The sequence below is a fragment of the Alloiococcus sp. CFN-8 genome, from assembly GCF_049943125.1.
Classification (GTDB): Bacteria; Bacillota; Clostridia; order Clostridiales; family Clostridiaceae; genus JAEXZL01.
Map to the genome: position 1 here is coordinate 566,053 of NZ_CP188040.1, position 26,393 is coordinate 592,445.

Annotated in this window: 24 protein-coding genes and 1 riboswitch; of the genes, 10 read left to right on the forward strand and 14 right to left on the reverse strand. The window is 34.9% G+C overall.

All coding sequences use genetic code 11. The features are described 5' to 3' along the window. Positions 1-55 precede the first annotated feature (55 nt). Positions 56-304: a GlsB/YeaQ/YmgE family stress response membrane protein gene (locus ACPWSR_RS02600; RefSeq protein WP_426350141.1), complete on the forward strand. Its 249-nt coding sequence runs from the start codon at positions 56-58 to the stop codon at positions 302-304. Between the two features lie 257 nt (positions 305-561). After that, the gene (locus ACPWSR_RS02605; protein ID WP_426350142.1) at positions 562-1,179 is read left to right on the forward strand and encodes a TrkA C-terminal domain-containing protein; all 618 of its coding nucleotides are present in this window, start codon (positions 562-564) and stop codon (positions 1,177-1,179) included. A 54-nt stretch (positions 1,180-1,233) separates the two neighbouring features. Here ACPWSR_RS02605 and ACPWSR_RS02610 read toward each other — a convergent pair whose 3' ends face one another. Together ACPWSR_RS02610 and ACPWSR_RS02615 are read right to left on the reverse strand one after the other, a co-directional pair. Beyond that, positions 1,234-2,448 (reverse strand): hypothetical protein, encoded by a 1,215-nt coding sequence (locus tag ACPWSR_RS02610; protein WP_426350143.1) that lies wholly within the window; start codon positions 2,446-2,448, stop codon positions 1,234-1,236. Then, positions 2,445-3,344, reverse strand: coding sequence for a hypothetical protein (locus ACPWSR_RS02615; protein ID WP_426350144.1), 900 nt, complete (start codon positions 3,342-3,344; stop codon positions 2,445-2,447). Before ACPWSR_RS02615 ends, ACPWSR_RS02610 begins: the two co-directional genes overlap by 4 nt. Before the next feature lie 437 nt (positions 3,345-3,781). Here ACPWSR_RS02615 and ACPWSR_RS02620 point away from each other — a divergent pair, with 437 nt between their 5' ends. The 3 genes from ACPWSR_RS02620 to ade all read left to right on the forward strand — a co-directional run bounded on the left by ACPWSR_RS02620 (position 3,782) and on the right by ade (position 8,389). After that, a complete protein-coding gene (locus ACPWSR_RS02620) occupies positions 3,782-4,903 on the forward strand; it encodes an ABC transporter ATP-binding protein (RefSeq protein WP_426350145.1) in 1,122 nt (373 codons plus the stop codon). A 2-nt stretch (positions 4,904-4,905) separates the two neighbouring features. Beyond that, the gene (locus ACPWSR_RS02625; RefSeq protein ID WP_426350146.1) at positions 4,906-6,498 is read left to right on the forward strand and encodes a glycine betaine ABC transporter substrate-binding protein; all 1,593 of its coding nucleotides are present in this window, start codon (positions 4,906-4,908) and stop codon (positions 6,496-6,498) included. Positions 6,499-6,730: 232 nt separating this feature from the next. Further along, positions 6,731-8,389, forward strand: coding sequence for an adenine deaminase (gene ade, locus ACPWSR_RS02630; RefSeq protein ID WP_426350147.1), 1,659 nt, complete (start codon positions 6,731-6,733; stop codon positions 8,387-8,389). Between the two features lie 73 nt (positions 8,390-8,462). Here ade and ACPWSR_RS02635 read toward each other — a convergent pair whose 3' ends face one another. The 4 genes from ACPWSR_RS02635 to ACPWSR_RS02650 form a co-directional block, all read right to left on the reverse strand. Further along, the gene (locus ACPWSR_RS02635) at positions 8,463-9,170 is read right to left on the reverse strand and encodes a hypothetical protein (RefSeq protein WP_426350148.1); all 708 of its coding nucleotides are present in this window, start codon (positions 9,168-9,170) and stop codon (positions 8,463-8,465) included. 191 nt (positions 9,171-9,361) lie between these two features. Further along, positions 9,362-10,663, reverse strand: coding sequence for a serine dehydratase subunit alpha family protein (locus tag ACPWSR_RS02640; protein ID WP_426350149.1), 1,302 nt, complete (start codon positions 10,661-10,663; stop codon positions 9,362-9,364). Positions 10,664-10,908: 245 nt separating this feature from the next. Next, positions 10,909-12,318 carry a GH1 family beta-glucosidase gene (locus tag ACPWSR_RS02645; RefSeq protein ID WP_426350150.1) on the reverse strand — a complete coding sequence of 470 codons (1,410 nt, stop codon included), beginning with the start codon at positions 12,316-12,318 and terminating at the stop codon, positions 10,909-10,911. 223 nt (positions 12,319-12,541) lie between these two features. Further along, on the reverse strand, positions 12,542-13,477 hold the full coding sequence (locus tag ACPWSR_RS02650) for a DMT family transporter (protein ID WP_426350151.1): 936 nt from the start codon (positions 13,475-13,477) through the stop codon (positions 12,542-12,544). 162 nt (positions 13,478-13,639) lie between these two features. Between ACPWSR_RS02650 and ACPWSR_RS02655 the strand changes: the two genes are divergently transcribed. Beyond that, on the forward strand, positions 13,640-14,179 hold the full coding sequence (locus ACPWSR_RS02655) for a chromate transporter (RefSeq protein ID WP_426350152.1): 540 nt from the start codon (positions 13,640-13,642) through the stop codon (positions 14,177-14,179). Next, the gene (locus tag ACPWSR_RS02660; RefSeq protein WP_426350153.1) at positions 14,180-14,701 is read left to right on the forward strand and encodes a chromate transporter; all 522 of its coding nucleotides are present in this window, start codon (positions 14,180-14,182) and stop codon (positions 14,699-14,701) included. A gap of 124 nt (positions 14,702-14,825) precedes the next feature. Here the strand turns inward: ACPWSR_RS02660 and ACPWSR_RS02665 are convergent, their stop codons facing one another. Both ACPWSR_RS02665 and ACPWSR_RS02670 read right to left on the reverse strand, forming a co-directional pair. Next, positions 14,826-15,494: a potassium channel family protein gene (locus tag ACPWSR_RS02665; protein ID WP_426350154.1), complete on the reverse strand. Its 669-nt coding sequence runs from the start codon at positions 15,492-15,494 to the stop codon at positions 14,826-14,828. A gap of 11 nt (positions 15,495-15,505) precedes the next feature. After that, positions 15,506-16,798: a TrkH family potassium uptake protein gene (locus ACPWSR_RS02670; RefSeq protein WP_426350155.1), complete on the reverse strand. Its 1,293-nt coding sequence runs from the start codon at positions 16,796-16,798 to the stop codon at positions 15,506-15,508. A gap of 229 nt (positions 16,799-17,027) precedes the next feature. On the opposite strand from ACPWSR_RS02670, the gene ACPWSR_RS02675 reads away from it, so the two are divergent. Both ACPWSR_RS02675 and ACPWSR_RS02680 read left to right on the forward strand, forming a co-directional pair. Then, complete coding sequence (locus ACPWSR_RS02675; protein WP_426350156.1) at positions 17,028-18,584, forward strand: sensor histidine kinase; 1,557 nt, start codon at positions 17,028-17,030, stop codon at positions 18,582-18,584. Positions 18,585-18,586: 2 nt separating this feature from the next. Then, positions 18,587-19,291, forward strand: coding sequence for a response regulator (locus tag ACPWSR_RS02680; RefSeq protein WP_426350157.1), 705 nt, complete (start codon positions 18,587-18,589; stop codon positions 19,289-19,291). Positions 19,292-19,367: 76 nt separating this feature from the next. Here ACPWSR_RS02680 and ACPWSR_RS02685 read toward each other — a convergent pair whose 3' ends face one another. Beyond that, the gene (locus ACPWSR_RS02685; protein WP_426350158.1) at positions 19,368-19,862 is read right to left on the reverse strand and encodes a hypothetical protein; all 495 of its coding nucleotides are present in this window, start codon (positions 19,860-19,862) and stop codon (positions 19,368-19,370) included. 405 nt (positions 19,863-20,267) lie between these two features. Here ACPWSR_RS02685 and galE point away from each other — a divergent pair, with 405 nt between their 5' ends. After that, positions 20,268-21,287: a UDP-glucose 4-epimerase GalE gene (galE, locus tag ACPWSR_RS02690; protein ID WP_426350159.1), complete on the forward strand. Its 1,020-nt coding sequence runs from the start codon at positions 20,268-20,270 to the stop codon at positions 21,285-21,287. Positions 21,288-21,427: 140 nt separating this feature from the next. Here galE and ACPWSR_RS02695 read toward each other — a convergent pair whose 3' ends face one another. From ACPWSR_RS02695 to nagE, 5 genes are all read right to left on the reverse strand, one after another. Continuing rightward, a complete protein-coding gene (locus ACPWSR_RS02695) occupies positions 21,428-21,742 on the reverse strand; it encodes a hypothetical protein (protein WP_426350160.1) in 315 nt (104 codons plus the stop codon). A 296-nt stretch (positions 21,743-22,038) separates the two neighbouring features. Beyond that, positions 22,039-22,422: a hypothetical protein gene (locus ACPWSR_RS02700; RefSeq protein WP_426350161.1), complete on the reverse strand. Its 384-nt coding sequence runs from the start codon at positions 22,420-22,422 to the stop codon at positions 22,039-22,041. 241 nt (positions 22,423-22,663) lie between these two features. Beyond that, positions 22,664-23,947, reverse strand: coding sequence for a bifunctional folylpolyglutamate synthase/dihydrofolate synthase (locus tag ACPWSR_RS02705; RefSeq protein ID WP_426350162.1), 1,284 nt, complete (start codon positions 23,945-23,947; stop codon positions 22,664-22,666). A gap of 9 nt (positions 23,948-23,956) precedes the next feature. Next, positions 23,957-24,508 (reverse strand): folate family ECF transporter S component, encoded by a 552-nt coding sequence (locus ACPWSR_RS02710; RefSeq protein ID WP_426350163.1) that lies wholly within the window; start codon positions 24,506-24,508, stop codon positions 23,957-23,959. Between the two features lie 47 nt (positions 24,509-24,555). Next, positions 24,556-24,652: riboswitch (THF riboswitch) on the reverse strand. Positions 24,653-24,814: 162 nt separating this feature from the next. Next, positions 24,815-26,278, reverse strand: a complete 1,464-nt coding sequence (nagE, locus tag ACPWSR_RS02715; protein ID WP_426350164.1) for an N-acetylglucosamine-specific PTS transporter subunit IIBC — start codon at positions 26,276-26,278, stop codon at positions 24,815-24,817. Positions 26,279-26,393 lie beyond the last annotated feature (115 nt).

Below are 26,393 nucleotides of genomic sequence, written 5' to 3' on the forward strand. Positions count from 1 at the left end.
CATTAAATGTTTTTAATGCTATTAATTAAAATAATTTACTAAAGGAGGAATATTTATGGGAATTATTGCTTGGATTATTTTAGGAGCTTTTGCAGGCTGGATAGCCAGCATGATCACTGGTAACAACGCAAGAATGGGAGCTGTAGCTAACATTGTTGTTGGTATAGTAGGAGCCTTTATCGGTGGCCTGATATTCAGCTTCTTAGGTGGCGATGGTGTTACAGGCTTTAATCTTTACAGTGCCTTAGTATCTATTGTGGGAGCAATTGTACTTCTTCTCATAATAAATGCTTTTAAAAGATAACATATTAAATATAAAGAGGATGGTAGTTTTCTACCATCCTCTTTATGTTTTTTTAAAAAAGATGCTTATAGAGGGGTTCTACAAGCACCAATTAGGGGGATAAAAACGAAGGGTTATCTACTGAGTAATTAAACGACCTTCAGTCTTTATAATCCTATAATATTCTTTTTCTTCTTTTAGGTTACTAATATAGCTTATAACTTTGTTGTCAAAGTGTAGCTTTCTATTATAATATTATACATAAGGGAGGGATAACAATGGAAAAGAAAATAGTAACCCCTGTTTACCAACAAATAGCCATTGATATTGCCAGTAGAATTGTAAAAAAGGATATTCCAGTAGGCTATAAGCTTAAAGGCCGCTCAATCCTAGCTGGTGAATATAATGTATCTCCTGAAACTATCAGGCGCTCCATGCATCTATTAGAAGATGTAGGGATTGTACAAGTTACTGCTGGAAGTGGCATAACTGTAACATCCATAGAAGCAGCCAATGATTACATAAAAAAATTTACAGAGCTTGAGTCCCTATCCTCAAAGCAGAAAGCTATAAAAGAACTCCTTCACGAAAAGCAGAAGCTCGATAGGGCTTTAGAAGAAACAATATCCTCTTTCATAGATTACTCAGAACGTTTCAAGCATACCAATCCCTTTACCCCCATAGAATATGAACTAAAGGATGATTCCCCATTAATCGGACAAACTGTTGGCAGCTCTCAGTTTTGGCAAAATACCGGAGGAACCATAGTAGGCATAAAACGAAAGGATACTCTAATCATTTCCCCAGGTCCTTATGCCGATTTCCGTATCAATGATACCTTAATAATAATCGGTGACATGGATATCCATAAAAGAGTAGAGCTCTTCTGCAAATGATATAAATGATATAACTCATATTATTGGTGCCAGGCACCAATAATATGAGTTATTTTAATTTATGTGGAAGCCACGATTTATGAGCGGTTGCCATGAATATTTATCTGAGCTTATTAATTGGGATATAAGCTCTCCATAATAAAGGACCGAACTATCCTTTAAAGAGATGACTGCAACTATAGTTTTAGAACCGTCTGGCTCATCTTCGGACATAAACTGATCCCTCATCCAATTAAAGTATAGCTTATCGTCATTTATTAATATCTCTCCAACTCCATAGCCATGAATCTTCTCATATTCTCTTAGCGCTTCTCTGATAGACATATGTGTAGTTATCTTATAATCCTTGTCCAAACATATTATATTATTATCGTCATCTATTAAATAAATACTATCTTCATATTCTATGATTTCTCGTACATTTGAATAATTAAAAAAAGATTGTCTACCACTAGAGGCTCCGTCTATTCCTCCTTTTTCCTTTGAGTATTCTATTTCTTCTAACTGTTCATCGAATATATTATATTTATATAGTTGTACCCCACCAACTCTACCATTATGTCTAATTTCACTTCCCAAGAAAAATATGTTTCCTTTTTCTGAAAAAGTGTATACCTCCGAAATAGTTATTCCATCAGTGGGTTCCTTTTCCTCCAGCTTTTTGCCGCTATTTAAGTCGTAAATCTTAAGCTTTAATATTCTCCTCTGCTGATCGTATTCATCCCCCATGTAATATGTGTTTATCATTAAAATGTATAGCTTGTCGTCTATAATTGCTGCTCCATCTATAGAAAAAAAATCGTCACTGTTATTACGTAATATCTCCTCTACATTTTTCACTATCTTTCCATTATCTTTATTTCTTATTATTATTTTATGAGTATAGTCATCACTGTATTCAAAAGGAGATACTTTATTACTTAGAATTGATGCCACCTGAAAACTGTCAGTTTGTAGAAACTCATCTACATATGCAAGACTCTCCCCCCTTGCTAGCTCCTTATAATCTTTATACATGAGTTCATCGTTAATTCTATCAGCATAAACCTTTTCTTTAGTTAGTCCTTTCTTATTAAGAAATAACTCAATTCCTCTATAATTATCTATACGTTGACTTACTTTCAGTTCGACATTACCAAGATTATTCACATCTCCATGTTCATTTACAAGTCTTATCTCAAAATCTTTGCTCATCCCATAATAAGTAAAAAATCCAAAAAAGGTGGTTAATGATAATACAACTAGTATATAAAAAAAGTATTTTCTCATATTTTGTCCACGCCCTTCATAGAATTTTTGTCAGAAACCTTATTAGTAAGAAAAACCGCTCCTAAAAAGAAAACTAAAAAAATTACTGTTAATATAAGCCTCTTTTCAGCATAATATAAAAAATTATTTTTATACAGCAAAAACCCAATCCCCCCCAATACCGGAAAGAGTAATATAGTTGAAATAACTATTTTGTAGCTCTTATAAATTTTTGCTATAGCAGCTAGAAACAGAAGAGAGATGATAGCTAAAACACCTGCTGTTATAACATATCTATTTAAATATACTGCAGGTAATGCAAAGAGTCCTCCCATATAAAGAAAGTTATAATGTATTGAGCTATTAATTTCTAAATTATTTGTTGCCAAGAAATTTATGGCATACAATGCTACAAAATACCCTCCAATTATGGATAAGTAACCTAAAAAAGCAATAAAAAATCTAATAATATATAAAGTCCTTCTTTCTTTTATTTCTGAAAAGGAAGTTTTATATTTTTTACTATCCCTCGTCCTTCCTGCGTGCCACAACATTACTGATATTATTGCTGCTAAAATCAACATAATACCCAAACCAATATATACGCTCTTAATTGTAAATAAGTTTCTAATGATATACGATCTATAATCCATTTCTTCATAATAGTATCCCATGTAGCTTGTACTCATTATTTCCGGGTCTTGAGATAAGAAAAAGTAAAGCTCCAGGGCAACAGCAGAAAAATATATAATAAGAGAAAGCAAATATACCCATGAAACTCTTTTCCCTTCCTCTATTAGCATAGTCACCATAGTATTAGAGGTCTTATTCTTTTTAATTTTTGTTTTTTTTCTTATTGTTATTTCTGGCAATTCTTCATCTTTACCATAGCTCAGCACTATATCGTCCTCTATCATAATTCCTCCTTATAAGCAAGGTTTAGTCCTTTTTTATCCTTAATTGTATTTTACTGTTATTTGTATCATTGGTCAAATACTATTAACAGATTATTCAAATATACAGCAATCATACTCCGTAAGATTAATTAAAAATATTTAACAAATCTTAACATTAAGTTCATTTAATGATTTCTGCTTATATATTAATAAATTTTATAATATTTTTATCACACATTTATATTTTATTATTAATTATCCAGCAAATATAATAATAATCCACAGACAAAAATACCCTCACATAATAATGACAATTTTTCAAACCAACAACTTTATGATATACTCAAGTTGTACCTTTACCTTTTATATACAAAAAATCTACAAAACACCTGATTCATGACATAAGAATTTTCACATAACTCTAACCCTTTATTAGGTGTAAAAATAAAGGAGGATATATGCTAGAACTAAAAAATCTAACTAAAAAATTTAAATCCAATACAATTCTCAATGGAATTAATTTAAAAATCAATGAAGGTGAACTGGTAGTTCTCATTGGTCCTAGTGGCTGCGGGAAGACAACCACCTTAAAGATGATAAATAAATTAATATTGCCCACCTCTGGGGAAATTCTCTTAAAAGGCAAAAACATCCTAAAGGAGAATACCATCACTCTAAGAAGAAATATGGGTTATGTTATCCAACAGACAGGATTATTCCCACATATGACAGTTGCTGAAAATATAGGTCTTATACCTCATATACAAAAATGGAATAAAGAAAAGTTGATTAATAGGGTAGAGGAACTTTTAACTATGGTTGGTATGGACCCCAAGGAATACACGAACCGATATCCCTCAGAGCTTAGTGGAGGACAACAACAGAGAATTGGCGTTGCTAGAGCTTTTGCAACAAATCCAGATATTATTCTCATGGATGAACCCTTCAGCGCCTTAGATCCAATTACTAGAAATCAGCTTCAGGATGAGCTTTATACCCTGCAGCAGGAATTAAAGAAAACTATAATATTCGTTACTCATGACATGGAGGAAGCCTTAAGGTTAGGAGATAAAATATGTATCATGAAGGACGGCAACATTTTACAGTACGATACTCCAGAAGTAATATTAAAAAATCCTGCCGATTCCTTTGTAGAGGGCTTTGTTGGAAAGAATAAAATATGGAGTCAGCCAGAGCTGATTAAAGCTTCAGATATAATGATTAATGATCCTATCATCTCATTGGGTAACAAAAATATGATTCAAGGCTTTGCACAGATGAGAAACAATAAAGTAGACAGCCTATTGATTACAAATAAGGATAAAAAACTACTTGGTATTGTCACCCTTAAGGATATTAGAAGAAATGAGTCAAAGGAGCTTAAGCTTCAAGATATTATGACAAAGCCTGAAACCCTTTCTCCAGACAGCAATCTTATTGAGATTTTAAACTTCCTAAACGAACGAAAGCTTAACTATATACCAATCACAGATAGCGATGAAACTCTTCTTGGACTTATTACTAAAAACACCATTTTATCAGTTATGTCCAGTCAGTATATCGATCAGGAGGTGATGTAGTAATGGTATATATTAAGGGATTTTTCACCTTCATATCTTCTAGAAGTGATCAAATACTTAACCTCGCTGTAGAACATATAGAGCTCACTCTTTATGCGGTATTATTTTCAATTTTAATTGGAGTTCCAATAGGAATATTAATTACCAGGGTAAAAAAACTTTCCTCTCCTATCCTAGCCTTAGCTAGTATCATTCAAGCAGTTCCTAGCTTAGCACTATTAGGTTTCATGATACCCATACTAGGGATAGGGAGTACACCAGCAATTGTTATGGTATTTTTATACTCACTACTACCAATAATAAAAAACACCTATACAGGCTTGATGAACATAAATCCAGATACACTAGAAGCAGCACGAGGTATGGGACTAACAAAAGGACAAATTCTTCGAATGATTCAGTTCCCTCTAGCCATGCCAGTAATTATGACAGGTATAAGAATATCCGCTGTTACAGCAGTAGGTCTTATGACCATAGCAGCCTTCATAGGTGCCGGTGGTCTTGGATATATGGTGTTTTCTGGAGTGCAAACCGTTAATAATTATATGATTCTTGCCGGTGCAATACCAGCTTGTATTTTGGCATTACTAATGGATTTAATTATTGGAAAGATTGAACTCCTTGTAACACCTAAAGGTATTAAAACTGCTGATGGAAAAATCAAGGTAGGAAAAAGAGAAAAGTCTCCCTTCCAAAAAAGTCTTGCTATCAAAGTTGCCCCAGCAATATTTGTATTAGTACTAATATCTACCGTGGCTAATGCATTAACTAAAGATACTACCACTACTATATCCGTAGGCTCTAAAAACTTTAATGAACAACATATATTAGCTCATATGGTTTCTACACTAATAGAGGAAAATACTGACATTAAGGTAGAAAGAAAAATTAACCTTGGTGGCAGTAGCGTTGTGCTAAACGCAATGAAAGCTGGAGAGCTAGATATCTCTATAGAATATACTGGAACTGCATTTGTAAATATTATGGGTAAGGAAGCAATAAGTGACTCAGATGAAACCTATAGGCAGGCAAAGGAATATTTTGAAAGTAATTATGAGCTTACTTGGTTAAAGCCTCTAGGCTTTAACAATACTTATACCTTAGCGGTAACAAAAGAGCTAGCAGATAAATATAATCTTAAAACCTTCTCTGATTTAGCTAAAATAGCACCAGAGATAATACTTACCTGTACAATAGAATTCTCTACAAGAGAAGATGGACTCGTAGGACTTCAAAATCTCTATAATATGAACTTTGGACAAGTAAGCACCGTTGATGGAGGCTTAAGATATACATCTATAAATTCAGGACAAGGTGATGTAATTGATGCCTTCTCTACCGACGGTTTATTAAAAGCCTTTAACCTTCAAGTATTAGAAGATGACCTAAAGCTCTTCCCCCCTTATCATGCTGCTCCCGTAGTGAGAATGGACACCCTTGAAAAATATCCAGAAATAGCTGATGAATTAAATAAGCTTTCAGGGTTAATTAATGATGAAACTATGAGAGAATTAAATTATAAGGTGGATAAAGAAGAGCAGGACCCTAGAGTAGTCGCTGATACCTTCCTAAAAGAAAAAGATCTTATAGATTAGAAATAACAAAGGAAACTACATAGACAAATGTGGTTTCCTTTATTTACTTATTGATAATATAAGATATAAATAATTATTAACGTTGAAATAGTTATCTAAATAAAAGATATCATTAATTTATATATACCCATTAAGGAATTTTAGTGTTATACTAATTATTAAAAATAGACGGATTTCGCTAAAAATTTAACAGTATAAAAATTATTAAAACTATTAAATAAGGAGGTAACTTATGCCTAGCAAAATCAAAACAGCCTTAGGGACCCATAAAGCTGAGCTTGTACTTAAGAACGGTAAATATTTAAACGTATTCACCAATGAACTTTTAGAAGGAACTATTGCCATCCATCATGGTTATTTTGTGGGTATTGGGGATTACGAGGGTATAGAAGAAATAGACCTTCAGGGTAAAACTGTCATCCCTTCCTTTATTGATGGACACATTCACTTAGAGTCCTCAATCGTATCCCCTTATGAGTTTGCCTGCTCAGTAATACCTCATGGTACTACTGCAGTTATAGCAGACCCTCATGAAATTGCCAATGTAACAGGTACTGACGGTTTAGATTATATGCTAAAATCCACTGAAGATCTCCCATTAGATGTTTTTATGATGCTTCCCTCCTGTGTTCCTGCCACTCCAGAGGACGAAAATGGAGCCAAGCTCACCCATCATGAGTTAGTACCCTACCTAAGAGAAAAAAGAGTTCTAGGACTAGGAGAAGTGATGAACTTTGTGGGTGTACTAGCTGAAGATAAAGAGCTTATGGATAAAATCTCCTCTACTCTAGCATATCATAAGAGGGTAGACGGCCATGCTCCTAACCTTGTAGGAAATGAAATTAATGCTTATATAACTGCTGGAATAACCTCAGACCATGAAAGCATAACAGAAGAGGAAGCCTTAGAAAAGCTTAGAAAAGGTATGTGGGTTATGATTCGTGAGGGAACTGCTGCAAAAAATCTCTCTTCTCTCATGAAGCTTTTTGAGGAAAAATATCATTTCCGCTGTATGTTAGTTACTGATGATAAGCATCCTGGAGAGCTTAAGTACCATGGACATCTAGATTATATTATTAAGAAGGCTATAAGTCTTGGCGCTGATCCTATATTTGCTATTAAAATGGCAAGCTTTAATACTGCAAAGTACTTCCGCCTGCCTGAGGTAGGAGCTATTGGAATAGGCTACAAGGCAAACTTTATTGTCACTTCTGATATAAATAAGCTAGATATTCTTGAGGTGTATAAGGAAGGTGAAAAAATCTATTCTAAAGCCCAAGGATTAAGAGCTTTTATGAAGCCAGCTGTAGATAAATCACTATTAAAAAGAGTTCAAAGTACCTTTAATGTCAAAGAGTTATCCCCTTCGGATTTTATCTTCGAGGATAAACCTCCCTATACGGTAATAGGTCTAGAGGATGGACAGATAACCACAAAAAAGCTTATCCTTGAAAATCTTGAAAACTGCACTAAGCTTGCAGTAATCGAAAGGCACAAAGGCACAGGTCATATAGGAAGAAGCTATCTACATGGCTATGGTCTTAAAGAAGGTGCTTTGGCAACGAGCATAGCTCATGACAGTCATAATCTCATAGTAGCAGGCACAAACGAAAAGGACATGGCTCTAGCTGCAAATTGTGTTCGTAATAATGAAGGTGGCCTAGCCATAGCACTAAACGGAAGGATCATAGGAGAGCTTCCTCTTCCTATTGCCGGTTTAATGTGTGAAAGAAACACCGATGAGGTTGAGGAAATAATGAAAGCTTTAAAAGAACAAGCCTATAGCCAGGGTGTTAGCAAAAACATAGATCCCTTCATGACCTTAGGCTTTGTAAGTCTCCCAGTAATACCAGAAATTCGACTTACCACCAAGGGCTTAGTAGAGCTATAGCATTCAGCTTGAGCATAAAAAAAGCTCCAAGAATTTCTAAAGTTAGATTCTTGGAGCTTAATATTTTATATAATTAAGGCAGCTGTGGAAAAATCACTCCATCTGCTACCTTCCAACTACCTTCTTCCTGCTTTAAGGTGACTACTGATTCTAATGTGTCATACTCAGTAATCAGCTTAACTCTTACCTCTGCTGTATCTTCTGTGGACTTAATATCCAATATCTCAAAATTAGAGTTGTAGTCATATTGTCCTTCCAGAAGCAAAACATATAGCTTTCCTTCATGCATCTTGAGAGCCTTATCTGCAATATTTCCCTTTTCTATAAAATCATCTGTATAATAGCTTTTGAGAGTATTTAAAATGGTATGATAGCTTAACTGTTTATCCTGTGGCCTGCAGTATATTCCTTCATCAATATATTCGCTTCTATCCACATCTCTATTAAAAATACAAATAGAATTTAAATAAGCTTTGCGAATTACCTCTTCAGCCTCCTCTGAGGTAATTTCTTTACTGCTTATATCTTCAGTATTATTTTCTGGTTGGGAAACTATCGTTTCTTCACTATTATTCTTCTCTGGCTCTAAGACTACGGTTTCTGCTGCTTCATCAATCCCCTGTACAGGAACTATAACCTCTTCCTCATAACTTTCCTGCTCCGCCGATGCCAAAAGCTCTTTTTCGTTATTATTAAAACTAAATATCCAGGCTCTTAAGCCCAAAAGAAAAATTAATATTAGTCCTAAGGATAATAATTTAACTGACAACTTCCTACTCATAATATTACCTCCCAAAAGTTAATTAAAATAATTTCTATAAGCTATATATTATATTCATGTAAGCTGCTATTAGCTATAATTATTTCCATTTTTTCTCTTATTATTCAGATAATATTTATATAAAAAAGGCTTGTTCAAGAATATTTATACCTTGAACAAACCCTTCAAAATTCATCTTTTTACTTCACCTTCTATTTATTCAGCATTATTTCCAGAATAGCTCTATCTGTATTTTCATACCCCTTCTGGACTAAATCCCCAATATTTCGTATGGTTTTATCTACATCATCATTAATTATTCCCTCCAGCCCTCCGGGCTGAATGCCCTTAACTGCAAGCATAGAGCACTGTATTGCTGCATTTACAGAGGTAGCTATCTTTAGGGCACAGCTGGACTTGGCTCCATCACATATAATCCCTGCCACATCAGCAAGCATATTGTTTATGGCACACTTTATACTGTCTAATTCATCCTTTAATAGATAGGTCATTCCTGCTGCAGCTCCTGTAGATGCTGCTATTCCTGCTCCACAGATAGGTGAAAGCCTCCCCATAAATTCCTTGATATAAATGGTTACTAAATTACTCAGGGCAACAGCTCTAATAAGCTCTTCATCACTCTTATTAAGCTCTCTAGCTAACACTGCCGGGGGCAAGGTACAGGTAATTCCCTGATTACCACTGCCAGCTGTGGTCATAATGGGAAGACTACAGCCTGCCATTCTAGCATCAGAGGCTGCCGCCGTTTCTGCAACAATTTTATTTGCAAGACTGTTCTGTAGAGGATTGAATTCTATGCTGTTATAAATTTTTTCTCCTACCATAAGCCCCCATTGGTTAGATAGACCCTCCTGGGAAACTCTTTTATTCATATTTATTCCTTCCAACAAAAAAGATATCTCCTGGAAAGGAATATTTTTTATAAAGCTGTAGATAGCATTTATAGAAAGGAAAGCCTCTCTCCTCTCATTCTTTCCCATTTCATCATACTTATTATCAAGCTCAGGGTTAGTCCGCTCTTTAGAGTATATCGTCTCTCCATTCCGTTCCATTAAAATTATATTTGTATGGTCTCCTTGAATAACTACCCTTGTATTTTTATTTATACAGCTACAGATAACTTCAATATAAAGTTTTTCATCACCGTTATTAATACCTAAGGAAATTCTATTTTCTTCAAGGATTTTCTTTGCTTCTTGGTACCTATCTTCAGTTATCTCACTTAAAAGTCCTAGCCCTAGATGAGAATTTCTACATACTGCTCCTAAAGCCGATGCCATTGCTGCGCCAGTAGTATCAGTTCCTGGAATACCAACTCCTAAGGCATTTTTTATAATATTTACACTTAATAATAAATGGATATTTTCTGGTATCTCACCCAATAGCTCTGATGCCTTTGCTGTTGCATAAGCTATAGCCACAGGCTCTGTACATCCCAGGGCAGGCTTAACCTCTTCTTTTAAAAGCCCTATATAAAGCTTGTCTACATCCACTGAAATTCCTCCTTAAAAACAATGCTATCTACTTAATTATATATAATCATCAGCTTATTGTATACGTATACAATCACTGCTATTATTAACTTACTAATTAAATTTGGCATTATTAGTAAGTTAACATTATCTCTCTATATTTATTAATCATTTCTTTCCTTTCTGCCACGTACTTTATAAATATAATAAAATCAACAAATATGAAAAGACATGCTGAATTTTCTATTCAGCATGCCCATTCTTTATTAAAGCTCTTCTCCCCTAGTTTCAATAATATGTTTATACCAGTAAAAGGATAGCTTTTTCTTCCTATTATAATTATTCTTATGATCAACATAAATAAAGCCGTATTGCTTTTTATAACCATTAAGCCAGCTTAAAAGGTCAATTACCGACCAGGCATAATAGCCCTTTAAATTAATTCCCTCTCCAATAGCTGTCTTTACTGCCTTTAAATGTTCTTTAATATAGTTTATTCTAGGTACATCTACTATTTCTCCCTGGATAATCGGGTCCTCATCTCCTAAGCCATTTTCTGTTATATATAGCTTAATATCTCCATAACGCTCCTTCAGCATCCTGAGCCCTTGAAGGAAGCCTTCAGGAGATATTTCCCAACCCCATTTTGTGTAAACCTTGTCCTCCATCATTACAGTTTTATAAGCTCCATCAAAGGATACATTGCCAGGAGCACCAGTGGACTTTTCTCTTCCTGTGGCCACAGAATCTGCAGAAGCTGTGTTTTTTGCCACTCTCTTAGGCTGATAATAATTCAAGCCTATAAAATCATTCAAGGGTGCTGCTTCTGCTATTTCATTAAGCTCACTGGCAGTCCAATCGGGAGTCCATCCATTCTTCTCTATGATATCTACTACATATTCAGGATATTTTCCTTTTAATATTGGATCATAATACCAATTCAACTCAAATTCATTAGAATGATCAGCTGCCCAAATATTATCTTTATTATCATCAATACTGAAGGCTGGGGAAAACACATGAGTTATTCCTATTTCCCCATACTGATTTAATCTTTTATATTCCTTTATGGCCCTTCCATGGGCAAGAAATACATTATGGGTAGCCTGGAAATATTTCTTAGGGTCATTTACAATTCCTGGCGGATGTGCCCCTGCGAGATAGCCATGAGCACAAAAAACTACGGTCTCATTAAAGGTAATCCAGTGTTTAACCCTATCTCCAAAAGCCTCAAAGCAGACACGAGCATATTCTACAAAAGCTTCTACAGTATTTTTGTTTGTCCACCCTCCTGCCTCCTCCAAAACTTGAGGCAAGTCCCAATGGTATAGAGTTACAAAGGGAACTATGCCATGCTTTAAGCACTCATTGATAAGATTGTTGTAAAATTCAATTCCTTTTTCGTTAACCTCTCCCTGTCCATTGGGAATAATTCTAGGCCACGAAATAGAGAATCTATAGGATTCTAAACCCATTTCTGCCATGAGTCCTATATCTTCCACATACCTATGATAATGATCTACAGCTATGTCTCCATTGGTGCCTTCAAATGTCTTTCCTGGAAGCTTGGAAAAAACATCCCAGTTTGAAAGACCTTTTCCATCCTCATTCCACGCTCCTTCCACCTGATAAGAAGCCGATGCTGCACCAAAAAGAAAATCCTTTGGAAATTTCATATTTACCTCCTTAGCTTATGCTGTATAACAGCAGTGATATTATCTTACTAGCAACAACAATGCCAATAATTATGTTTACTATTGAATCTATTGTAATGTAGTGTTTTAAGTAAATAAAGGTATATTCTTCAATATTAATTTTTTATTTACTCTTAAGTGGATATACACAATAGCCTTCTTTTTATACACATTTTCACTATTTATACAGATTAACATTTAATAATTAGTAAACATCCTCCATCTGCTCACTGTTTATCCTCATAGGTCTTTTTTCCGGCAACTGAGTTATTATTACTGCTGAGAATATCAACAGACAACCTATAAATTCTCTTTCCGTAAAGATTTCATTAAGTATTATAAAGCCCCCTAGGGCTGCAAAAACCGATTCTAAGCTGAGGAGCAGTGAGCTAACAGAAGGGTCAGTTCCTTTCTGTCCTATAATCTGCAGGGTATAAGCAACTCCTCCTGATAAGGCACCAGCATATAGGATCGGCAGCCATGCCTGAAGTATTGAAGCTATATTAGGACTTTCAAAGATTACCATGGGTATTATTGAAAGAATTCCACAGGTAAAGAACTGAATACAGGACATAATAACCCCATCTACTAAGGGTGAATAACGATCTATTATTAATATATGAATGGAAAATATAAAAGCACAAAGCACTACTAATATGTCCCCCTTGTTAATGGTGAACCCATCATTTATACATAAAAGATACATCCCTATAACAGCTATCAATACTCCCACCCATACTTTCACCGATACTTTTCTTCTACTGATTATACCTAGCAAGGGCACTATCACTATATAAAGTGCTGTGATGAAGCCTGCTTTTCCAGCAGTGGTATATTGAAGACCAATTTGCTGAAGAGAACTAGCAGCAAACAAAGCGATTCCACATAATACTCCTCCAACAATAAGATTTCTCCTATTCTCTACTGTTATAACTTGGGGCCTTATATTTTTCCTCCTATCAATGGAATTCCTAAATAGAATATAAATAACAAGAACTATCCCTGCAATTAAAATTCTAACGGCATTAAAGGTAAAGGGCTCTACATAATCCATACCAACACTTTGCGCTACGAAGGCAAAGCCCCAGATCATAGCTGCGGCTATCAACATAATATTACTGCGTACTTTTCTCTGATTCATCGCACTACTCCTATAATTAATTTTTATAATATCCATTTTATCACATGGCAAAGAAAACCAACACACTGTTTTTATTAAATCCATACAAAGCTACCATGGGTGGTAAATTTTGCTGTATAATAATATTATTGTAGAAATACACCCTTATACGGAGGATAATTTATGAAGCATTATTTAGATTTATTTATGGTATTTTTCAAAATTGGCGCCTTTACTCTTGGTGGTGGCTACGCTATGGTACCTTTAATCCAGAAGGAGGTAGTTGATAATAAGGGCTGGCTTCAAAAAGAAGAATTTATAGATACCTTAGCATTAGCTCAATCATCTCCAGGACCAATAGCTATTAACACTGCAGTTTTTGTTGGCTTTAAAGATTCAGGAGTATTAGGAGCATTAATAACAACCTTAGGTTCAGTACTCCCTTCCTTTACTATAATACTGATCATCGCATTATTTTTTAGAGATATCAGAGATAACATATATGTGGACAAGGCCTTTAAGGGTATTCGTCCTGCTATTGTAGCCCTTATAGTTGCCCCTGTTATTACTATGAGCAAGTCTATAGGCCTTAAAAGTCTTAAGCTGCTCATCCCTGTAGCTTCAGCCCTACTTATAGCCTATGGCGGAATATCACCAATTATAGTGATTCTCATAGCCGCTGCCGGTGGTATTATTTATGGTAAAGTTAAGGAGGGTAAATAGATGAACCTTTTTATACAAATTTTCATTTCATTTTTCAAGGTAGGTCTCTTCAGCTTTGGTGGAGGCTATGCCATGCTTCCTCTTATCAGAGAAGAGGTGGTAGGTCATGGATGGGTCACCGTCAGTGAATTTACAGATATAATTGCTATCTCTCAAATAACCCCTGGACCAATAGCTATAAATAGCGCTACCTACATAGGCTATACTGCCACAAATTCCTTTTTCGGCTCTGTGGTTGCTACCCTAGGAGTAATATTGCCGTCGATGATAATAATGACTCTAATATCCATCTTCTTTATGAAGTTTAAAAACAATAAGTATGTTGATTACGCCTTTATAGGTATCCGTCCAGCAGTAATAGGCTTAATAGCAGCAGCGGCTCTGACTCTTATTAACAAAGAAAACTTTATTGACCTTACAAGTATATTATTTTTTATTGGTGCTTTTATAGCTGCCTTAAAAAAGGTGGACCCAATTTTATTAATTGTAATAGTGGCAGTACTTGGTATAATCATCTATTAACTTCTTAGTCAATAGCTCTTCCACAAATATTAAAATTGTTGCTTTACTGAAGGCAACTAAAAAAAGGGCTTAGCCTGCGATTTTTTCAATCAAAAGCGATAGCCCTTATTAACTACTTATGCCACTAATCTAAATTCTTAGCGAGCCTTGCTATATTAGCCTTTTTGCCAATAACCACTATAACATCCCCATCTTCAAGAATCATATCTGGATCAAACTCAATCAATGGCGTGCCATCATGAATAATAGCTATAACATTCAAGCTGTATTTCTTCCTTATATTCATTTCCTGAAGACTATGACCATGACATCTTTCAGAAACCTTAAGCTCACTGATTTCATATTCCTCTGAAAGCTCTATATAATCCATAACCCTATGAGCTGTGAGAGTACTAGCCAGACGAATTGCTCTATCTCGCTCAGGGTACACTACCTCCGCCCCCATCCTATCCAGCACCTTACCATGGTCAGCACTTATGGCTTTAGATATAACCCTTGGAACACCAAGCTCTATAACATTTACCGTTACTAGTATACTTACCTCTATAGTTTCACCGATGCACACAACAACCGTTTCACAATTTTGAACTCCAGCCTCTATTAAAGCCTTTTTATCAAGGTGAGGAACTACTAAAGCGTGAGATACTTTGTCCTGTATCATCTGAATTTTATTTTCATTACTGTCTAAAACTAAAACCTCATGTCCTGCATCTGCAAGAGCCTCAGCTAAAGCTGTCCCAAAACGGCCTAGACCTATAATACCAAAGGGTATTGTTGATTTATGATTTAACATTTTTTATTCTCCTATCCAATTGTAATTCTTTCTTCGGCATAAGAAACGCCTGTGGAATTTTTATATACCCAAATACTAGCCATGGTAAGAGGCCCAAGCCTTCCAAAAAACATGGTTAATACTAGCAATAATTTACTTAAATCATGAAGGCCTGGTGTTATACCTGTGGATAATCCCACAGTACCAAAGCCAGAAACCACCTCAAAAAGCACCTGTATAAAGGTTAGATTAGGTTCTATTATGCTTATAAAAAAAGTAATTATACATACTAAGACCATAGCTAATGCTGTTATAACAAAAGCTTTGATTATACTCTCATTTGGTATTTTTCTTCTAAAGGCTGTACAGGATTTATTAGTGGATAGAGAATATACACTCTTGAAAATCGTGAATGCTGTAGTCGTCTTTATACCACCACCAGTAGAACCAGGAGAAGCACCAATGAACATCAGTATAATAAGAACAAATAGACCTGCATTACTAAAGGTACCTAAAGGATATGTACTAAATCCAGCGGTTCTTGCAGAGGTACTATGGAAAAATGCTCCAAGCCAGGTTATATCCTCAGTCCCCTTTAAAAGTACGGTACCTACCAGGAGCAAGGCTCCTGTCATTGTTAGTACAATTTTTGAATGCATGGAAAGATTCTTAAAAGACTTTTTATCTACTATTTCCTTTATTACATAAAAGCCCAAGCCTCCGAAGATAATGAGAAAACAAGTTGTCAGATTCAAAAGGACATTATCTCTGTACGGTATAAGATTTTGAAGTCCGCCTAATATATCAAAGCCCGAATTATTAAAGGCAGCTACAGAATGGAATGCACTTATACCCAAAGCACTAAGGGGTGGATAATCCTTAACAAAAACCATAAAGCTTAGTATCAGTCCAATTCCTTCAAAGAAAAGTGTCATAAAAAGCACTGATTTTACTAGCTTGACCACTCCCTGAAGGGTATCCGCATTCATACCTTCCTTTAAGAGTACCCTCTCCTTTAAGCCTATCTTCTTACCTGTTAAAAGAATAAAGGCTGCTCCTGCTGAAGTAACTCCCAAGCCTCCCACTTGTATAAGTAAAGCCACCACTGTTCGTCCAAATACATTAAAATGATCTGCTGTATCAACGGCTATGAGTCCTGTAACGCACACAGCACTTGTGGAGGTAAATAAGGCATCCACAAAGCTTACATGAACTCCCGGATTTCTACTGATGGGCATGTACAAAAGAAATGCACCAACTAAGATAACAGCAGCAAAACCAATAACTATAATCCTTCCTGGACTCCACTTAAATTTTTTCTGCATCATTCTCTCCTAAAAATTAAAATCTATTTGTGTATAATTTCCAATATATAATTTATTGTCTACTATCATTCTTATACGACTTCATATATATTATCACCCTAAAAGAATTTAAACAATATATATCGTTATTTCTTAACGATTTCTTTATAGGTTAATTAAGTAACAACCTATAATATAATGTATAATAATTTTATGAGCTATTTATCATTTAATTCTGGAGGTACTTTTTATGAATTTCCTTATTAATAGATTTAACCGACCTATTAAGGATTTTTTATCAACCATTTCAATACTTATTACTGCTACAGCTCTGTCAGGTTTTCTTATCAATATAACAGAAAATACTAGCAATGCCATAACCCTATATTTTTTAGCAGTGTTATGCGTTTCTAGAATTACTAGCGGTTACTTTTGGGGCATCATTTCTTCTATAATAGGTCTTATAGGTATTAATTATTATTTTACTTATCCCTATTTTGTTTTAGATTTTACTGAATATGGCTACCCTGTCACCTTTTTAGGAATGCTTATAGCCTCCCTAATAACCAGTACCTCCACAGTAAAAATCAAAAAAGATGCAGAAATTTCTTCCTTAAAAGAAAAAAGAACTGAACAGCTATATGAGATCAATAAAACACTCTTAATAACTCGTGGTCTTGAAAATATAATGTCTATAACCGTAGAATATTTAAACAAGCTTTTTACTTTGCCCGTAGTATTTTACTCTGATTTATATTCTGATAGTGAAAAAAACGTCGAGGCAAACATTCCTAGCTTATCATCCTTCAAGGTTTGCTACAGCAGAGAAGAGGACAAGGACTTCTTTAGCAAAGGTGAGGAATTAAGTTCTGCTGTTAACTGCTATAATTCTCGTCAGCTTTATATAAATGACGCTTCCCCCTATCCAGTAGGTATATATTTCCCTGTTACCATTCAAGATAACATCCTAGGAGTTATAGGTATTCTTCAAAACTCTAAAAGTGATTCTAGTAAAGCTACTATTGAACTCACTGATATGATTCTTTCTCAGGTAGCAATGGCCTTAGAGAGGCAGCGTCTATCGGACAAGCAGAGAGAAATTGTCGTTGAATCAGAAAAAGAAAAAATGAGAGGTAATTTATTACGATCTGTGTCTCATGATTTAAGGACACCTCTTACAGGAATAATTGGAGCAACCTCAGCACTCTTAGATAATAAAAAGTATATTGATAGAGAAACAGAAAAAAATCTCCTTCTAGGAATATACGATGACTCTAATTGGCTTATCAGACTGGTAGAAAACCTACTGTCTGTTACAAGAATAAATGAAAGTGCAACGACTCTTGCTAAAGCACCAGAGGTGGTGGAAGAGATTGTTGCTGAATCGGTTCAACGGGTAAAAAAGCGTTTTCCTACAAGTCCTATAAAAGTCAAAGTACCAGAAGAATTTTTGATGGTTCCCATGGATGCAGTTCTTATCGAGCAGGTTATTATAAATCTACTGGAAAACGCCATAAAATACTCTGGTCCTGATGCTTCTGTGCTTTTGGAGGTCTATGTAGAAGGAAAAAATGCTGTGTTTAATGTAAAAGACAATGGAAAAGGAATCCCTAAAGATATACTCCCTCAATTATTCAAGTCCTCTACTATTAAGAAAGGGAGTAGCTCTGATTCTTCCAGAGGCCTTGGAATTGGACTCTCTATATGTAAAACCATTGTTAATGTCCATGGAGGAGAAATATCTGCACAAAATAACCTTGATGGTGGGGCAACATTCACCTTTACACTGCCCTTAGAGGAGGAATAATTATGAGTAATAAATCTATCATTATGTTAATTGAAGATGATGCTGCTATAAGACGTTTCTTATCCACCGTTCTTACTGCTAATAATTATAAGGTATTGACTTCTGCAAGTGGTGAGGAGGCTCTTTCTCTAATACCCTCTTACTGCCCAGACCTAATACTATTAGATCTTGGTCTTCCTGATATGGATGGCACTGAAATTATAAAAAATATACGGAGCTGGTCCACTCTACCTATAATAGTAGTTTCCGCTCGAGGACATGAAAAAGAAAAGGTTGCAGCCCTGGACTTAGGAGCAGATGACTATATAACCAAGCCCTTCGGCACCTCTGAGCTTCTTGCAAGAATACGCACAGCCCTTCGCCACAGATTTCATGGGGACAATCTTGATGCTACTAATATGTATATTAATGGAAATCTTAAAATTAATTTTGATAAAAGAACTGTTACCGTAGATGGTGAAGAGGTTCATCTTACTCAAAACGAATATAAAATATTGGTTCTCATAGCAAGAAATGAGGGAAAGGTCCTTACCTATGACTATATCCTAAGGGAGATATGGGGACCATATACCGATAAGGATAATCAAATCCTAAGAGTTAACATGGCTAATATCAGAAGAAAACTAGAAAAAAACCCTGCTGAACCTAAATATATACTCACAGAAGTGGGCGTTGGTTATAGAATGAATGACGAAGAAAAGCCGTAAAGAAGTTTTCTCTACGGCTCTATCTTTTTATTTCATTATAAACATTGTGCAATTAACAATACAGTTTTTTATTAAATTAGCTTGCGGTATAAAGGTGATTATAGCATTCCTCACTGCATATCCATCTTCCTACAGTATTTACCTCCGAGAGCAGCTCCTCAGGACTTTTAACCACTGTACCAATTCCATTATACTTTTCCTTTTTCCCACAGCATATACACTTAACTGATATACTTACTCCAGAGTACCTAAGAAATTTCTCCTTGAGGGCATTAAATTTCTTTTCCTTGATATTTCGATGAAGTACATTTACATTATCAGCAAACTCCATATATATGTTATTTTTCTTTAGCTTAATTCCTTTTATTTTCAGATAGCTCTTGATAAAGTAACTGTTCTTAACATCAGTGACTCTATTATAAAGTATATAAAGAAGATTTATCATCTTTTGATATTCATGTAATTCTTCAAGGGTAAACTCACCGGTGTAATAGCTATCCTTAATCCTTTGATCCATATCTGCTATAAGTAAGATTGCTTCCTTAAGAATCCTCTCCTCTGCTACTGTCATACATACCCTCCTCTCAATAATGCCATTAGCTAAATGGTTGCTTTAAAAAAGCATCCACATATATATTTACTATAATAATAATGAAATTATTCCTAAAATTCTCCAAAAACACTTAAATAGTACACTACTAATTGTAATTGAAGCTATTGCTATAATCTAATTATATATCCATCTTTTCTACCATTCTACTAATATAAACCACATTTAATATATTGGATACAATTTATCATTAAATAGCATTTATCACATAAGCTTATATTTTTCCCATCTCTATGAAAAAGAAAATAGAAGCTTATAAGCTTCTTTTATTGCTAATATTATCCTTTCATTATAGCTGTATTTACTGTTATGATATATAATATATACTAGGTATTTAATAAGTTATAAAAGAAGGGAGAGCAATATATGGCAGTATTAGTGACAGGTGGAATGGGTTATATAGGAAGTCACACGGTAGTAGAACTTCTAAATCAAAGCTATGAGGTAATTGTTGCAGATAACCTGAGCAACAGTAAGGCCATGGTAAAAGAAAGAATTGAAGCAATCACAGGAAAGACCTTTATATTTTATAATATAGATGTGACTGAGGAATCCAGCCTTGAGGAAATCTTCATGGAAAATACCGTAGACTCTGTGATACATTTTGCAGCCTACAAAGCGGTGGGAGAATCGGTGGAGAAGCCTTTAGAGTATTATTACAATAATCTAACTAGCACTCTAGTTATCCTTAAGGTTATGAAAAAATATGGAGTAAAAAACTTCATCTTCAGCTCCTCGGCTACGGTATATGGTCAAGCAAATATTATTCCTATACCAGAAGACTATCAGCCTCTATCAGCTACTAATCCTTATGGAAGAGCTAAGCTTATGACCGAGGATATGTTAAGAGATATTTGTGAAGCAGATAAGAATTGGAATATAGCAATATTAAGATACTTCAACCCTGTAGGTGCCCATGAAAGCGGAACTATAGGAGAAGACCCTAACGGTATACCTAATAATTTAATGCCATTTATAACCAAGGTTGCCATCGGTGAGCTTCCAGAGCTAAAGATCTTCGGCAATGATTATGATACTAAGGATGGCACTGGGGTAAGAGATTACATCCACGTGGTGGACCTTGCAAAAGGCCATATAAGCGCCCTAAAAAAGCTTATGGAAAACTCAGGACTTATAACTTATAATCTTGGTACTGGAAAAGGCTATAGTGTATTAGATATTGTGGAAGCCTTTTCTAAGGCAAGCAATAAAAATCTCCACTACTCAATAGTTTCCAGAAGACCAGGGGACATAGCAATCTGCTATGCAGATCCTAAAAAAGCTAATGAAGAGCTAGGATGGAAGGCTGAGAAGGATATTTATGAAATGTGCAGAGATTCCTGGAGATGGCAGAGCCAAAATCCAAAGGGATATGTACAGGAGTAAAACTAATTATATATTATTTTATTATAGGGCTATTAGCTATTACTATAAAAACTATTAAAACAAAAAGGCGAGCTTCCACTTATACTGGAAGCTCGCCTTTTTGATAAAAGTAAAAATCATATATAAGTATTAATCAATGCTTATAAATTTCTAAGGTTAACTCCTAATTCCTTGAGAGTTTTTCCTGCGCTTCTCTCCTCACCTAAAAGCTCAAGATACTCCTCGTGAGTTATTGGATATAATGCAGCTTTTCCAGAGAACAATCTCATATCCTCTTTCTTATAAGCATAAAAAGTTCTGTCGTCACCCACAGCTAAATGCTTGAAAAACTGATTCTTCACAATGAGATATCGATTTCCCTGGTAATCTTTTCCTCTATAATAATCTTCACTTTCTCCCGTTATCATACATCTAATAAGAACAATATCATCTTTTGAAAAACTATTTTTCCTCATATATACCTCGTAAAAAATATTAGTTATTTGCACAGCTTCTTCAATTAAAATATGACAAGTCCATTTAAATAATAGATAAGCCAGTGTCCTTCTGCGAAAACTAGTAGATAATTTAATTTCATTATATATTTTATCCTGTTTTTAGAAAAAAATCCATATACTCATCGAATATTCTTAAATTTTACATATTTTTTTCATAAATTGACTCTTACAAAGATGCTTATTATCAAAACTAGTAATATTCTTATAAAAATTTATGGTCATAATCAATTTTATAACTAACCTAACGGGCACCATCATTTATTAATATTATTATCCTTTTCTGCCACCATAGAATTAAGGAGAATTAGTCCGATAGATAAAAGTATTAGCTCTATAATAATAAACATCAATAAGCTTTCTCCCTCTTCTATGATAAATATTATTGATACAAAAATCATTATCAGATTGTTTATGGCAAATATACCATATATCTCCCCCGGGGGCCTATTGATCTTTTTTATAGCAATCGTTTTACAAACACCCATGATAAATATTATTTCAGCTGCAATTATGAAGAATAATCCAAAGATGTGATAAACAGAAATATATTTATTTAATAAAAAAAATACACCAAGAGTTATAGAAATAATTATTAAAGCAATTAACCAAAAGTAATTATTTTGTTTACCATCTCTCATAGCATCCTCCAATCACATATAGTTTTTGAAAATAAACTTATAACAATATACGTCATTATTCGACATAATTCTTACTAATACTTAAATTATATAGTATAATTTTTCTCCTTACAAGAAACTTTTCTATATTTTCATAAATTTGTGATAATCACTCTCCTTCTTATGCTATTTTTCATAAAAAAAAGAATTCTAAAATACTAAAGAATTCTTTTAAGCATATTTTTATTTATTAATTATACTTCTACATTTCTAGCTCTCCTATAAAATACAAGGAGCCAAAAGCGCAGATTATATCATCCTCATTCGCCTGATTCATTACTTCTTCTGTAACCTTAGCTACATCCTTAATTATATAAACCTCATGAAAATACTCCTTAGCAACCTTTTCTAACTCTTCGGCAGAAAGTGCTCTAGGACTATTGGGAGTAACTAAGAAAACCTTCTTACTCATTGTGCTTATCACGCTCAGGATTTCTTCGAAGGCCTTATCCTTTAAAAATCCAAGGATAAAGGTAATTTTCTTTCCTGGGAAATAGTAGTTCAAGGTATGATAAAGAGCTTGTGCTCCTTGAATATTATGAGCTCCATCCCTTATAAATATCGGCTTTTCTTTTCTCATAATCTGAAACCTTCCAGGCCAAGTAGCTCTTATAAGTCCATCATATATATCTTTTCTCCCTATGCTGTAGCCATTATTAATCAACCCTTCTATAGCTTCTATGGCTAGTGCAGCATTTTCTCTTTGATGTTTACCAAGAAGAGTGATTCTCAAGGATGGATAATCCTTATAGCTAAAGGTCTGCCAAGTAATAAGTTCTTCTTTTATAGAAATATTATTGTTATCTACTGTCTTTAAAAAGGCTTCCTTTTCCTTCGAAGCTCTTTTGATTACTTCTAGTGCTTCCTTTTCTTGATAAGAGGAAACTACAGTACCCTGAGCTTTAATAATTCCTGCCTTTTCATAGGCTATAGCTTCTATAGTTTCTCCTAAAAAGCCCATATGATCCATGCCTATGGGTGTTATCACTGCTATCTCTGGACAGGGAATTATATTTGTAGCATCCAATCTTCCACCCATCCCTACCTCAAGGACCACAAAATCACAGTCCTCTTGTAAAAAGTATAGGAAGGCTGCTGAGGTTATTATTTCAAATTCTGTAGGAAGACTGTCATTATCTAGATCATTAGCTTCAATTAATCCACTTATATATGTAATAATATTCAATAGCTGAGGATCAGATATTTCTTTATTATTTATTTTGATTATCTCATTAATCTTTGAGGTATAAGGAGAATTATACACGCCAATTTTATATCCTGCCGCCATGAGAATAGAAGCTATAAAAGCTGAGGTTGACCCCTTGCCATTAGTTCCAGCTACATGAATATATTTTAGGCTCTTATGGGGATTACCCATAAGTCTAAGAAGCTCTGAGATAGCATCAAGGCCCGGCCTTGTGCCGAGCCCCTTGCTTTTATTTAATAAATTTATTATCTTTTTATATTCATCACTTAATTTAATCATGGCAACCTCTTAGCGTTCACATCTAAGGTCCAAGGAAGCTCTCAAGCTATGAGGAAGCCTACAGAAAACCTGATACCACATGAAACGAATTATTATAAACTGCACAGGAATCATGGCAAGATTATCTGCAATTCTTGCTGGTATATATGCTATGACGCCATCCTTAATAAGAATATACAGCCATAAGGTGTTAAGGCCAATGTTCAGTATAATAGAAACTATAGATGCTGCAATTCCAACATTGAAAAAACTCTTTTTCCTATTATACAAGAACATACCATATACAGCACCCGTTAAAAGAGCCGTTATTGTAAAGCCAGGAAAATATCCTCCTCCGGTAGGAAAAAGGCTTATCCCAATAAAATCAGCTAAGGCATAGGAAACTGCAGATATAACAGGACCATACAGCATAGCAGTACAGGCAACAGGAACAAAGCCAAAGCCAATTCTAATACCTAAGGTCTGTATTGATAAATTACGTTCCATTATAATGGTTAACGCCATGAGCATGCTGATTATTATCAGATCTCTAGTACCAATAGATTTGTTGAAAATTTTCATAATACTACCTCCTTATTTTCACCACATTAAGAAGGCTATCTATATGTGGCAGCGGCAGCGGAAATACATCGCAAATGGCGTGCATTTTTCGTCCAGCGGCAACCTCCTATCCCCTGGCACTTAACGCGCATTTCCTACTCTGCTTTTTTATCATGACTAATTTTACCTTAAATAAAAGAAGATAACAAGCTATAGAACCAAGGATTTTGAAACAAAACTGTTAACATTTAGAAATATAAATGAATAAAAAAACAGGCCCTGATAGCCTTTGCCAGCTATCAAGAACCTGCTCTTTTATATTAACTTCTATACCATCTTCTTAAATTCATCAGCAACGAACTGCACATGAGTTCCTATGATAACCTGAACAGAAGTTTTGCTTGGCTTAATAACTCCTGCGGCACCAGCTGCCTTTATCTTCTTGTCATTTACAAGAGTGGAATCCTTAACCTCAAGTCTTAATCTAGTAACACAGTTATCAACAGAGGTAATGTTATCTCTTCCACCAACACCTTCTAATATCTGGCTAGCTACTTGAGCATAATCGCTATTAGAGATTACATAGCTCTTTTCTTCTTCGCTTACATCATCATCTTCTCTACCAGGAGTTTGAAGATTGAACTTAACAATAGCAAAGCGGAAGATACCATAATAAAGCACTGCAAACACTAAGCCTAAAAGAAGAAGCATATATGGGTTATTTGCCATAGGAAGCTGAGAACTAAATACAAAGTCTATGGCACCAGCACTGAAACAGAAGCCTGCTGTCCATTTAAGGGTTGCTGCTATAAATACTGCAATACCAGTTAATGCTGCATGGACTAAATAAAGTCCTGGAGCTAGGAACATAAATGCAAATTCCAAAGGCTCAGTAACACCAGATACAAAGGACGCTACAGCTCCAGCAAGAAGGATACCTGCCGCAGTCTTTTTCTTATTATCCTTTGCTGTATGGTACATAGCTAGAGCAGCTGCAGGAAGACCAAACATCATAACTGGGAAGAATCCAGCCTGATACATACCAGTTACTCCTTTAATTCCACCTTCAGCAAAGCCCCAGAATTTATTAATATCTGCAATTCCAGCTATATCAAACCAGAATACTGCATTTAAGGCATGGTGTAAGCCTGTAGGAATTAATAATCTATTAAAGAAAGCATATATACCAGCACCTACTGCTCCTAAGTCCATAATTCCTTTACCAAAGCCTACAAGACCAGCAAATACTACAGGCCAAATAAAGTATAAAATTGCTGACTCAACAACCATTACAAAGGATGTTACTATAGGTACAGCTCTCTTACCACTAAAGAAGGATAAAGCAACAGGAAGCCTAACACTCTTAAATTTATTATAGCAAACACTTGCACTAACACCTGAAATAATACCTATAAATGCGTTTTTAATTTTTTCAAAGGCTAAAAGCTTCTCTGGTGACATATCTGGATCGATAATTGTAACAACACCATCAGATAATAATGTGGTTACAGTAAGAAAAGCAACTAAGCCTGCAAGTCCTGCTGCACCATGCTGATCATCGGATAAGCCTATAGCTACACCTACAGCAAAAAGAAGTGGGAGATTATCAATAACAGCCCCACCGGTTTTTACAAGAAATAATCCAATAAATCCAACAACACCAGTGATATCTCCTCCCTGCATTGTCTGTGGAGCTAGGGCATAGCCTATTCCCATCATAATTGCAGCTACAGGAAGCACTGCAACAGGTAGCATTAAAGCTTTACCTAGTTTTTGAAGATACTTCATCATAATATAATGACTCCTTTCATTTTATGAAATTATCTTAATAAATATTTTAAGATACAAATTAATGACTTCTCCCAGTCCCAATAGCAATTAATAAAACAAGACCGAGCATTTTCTT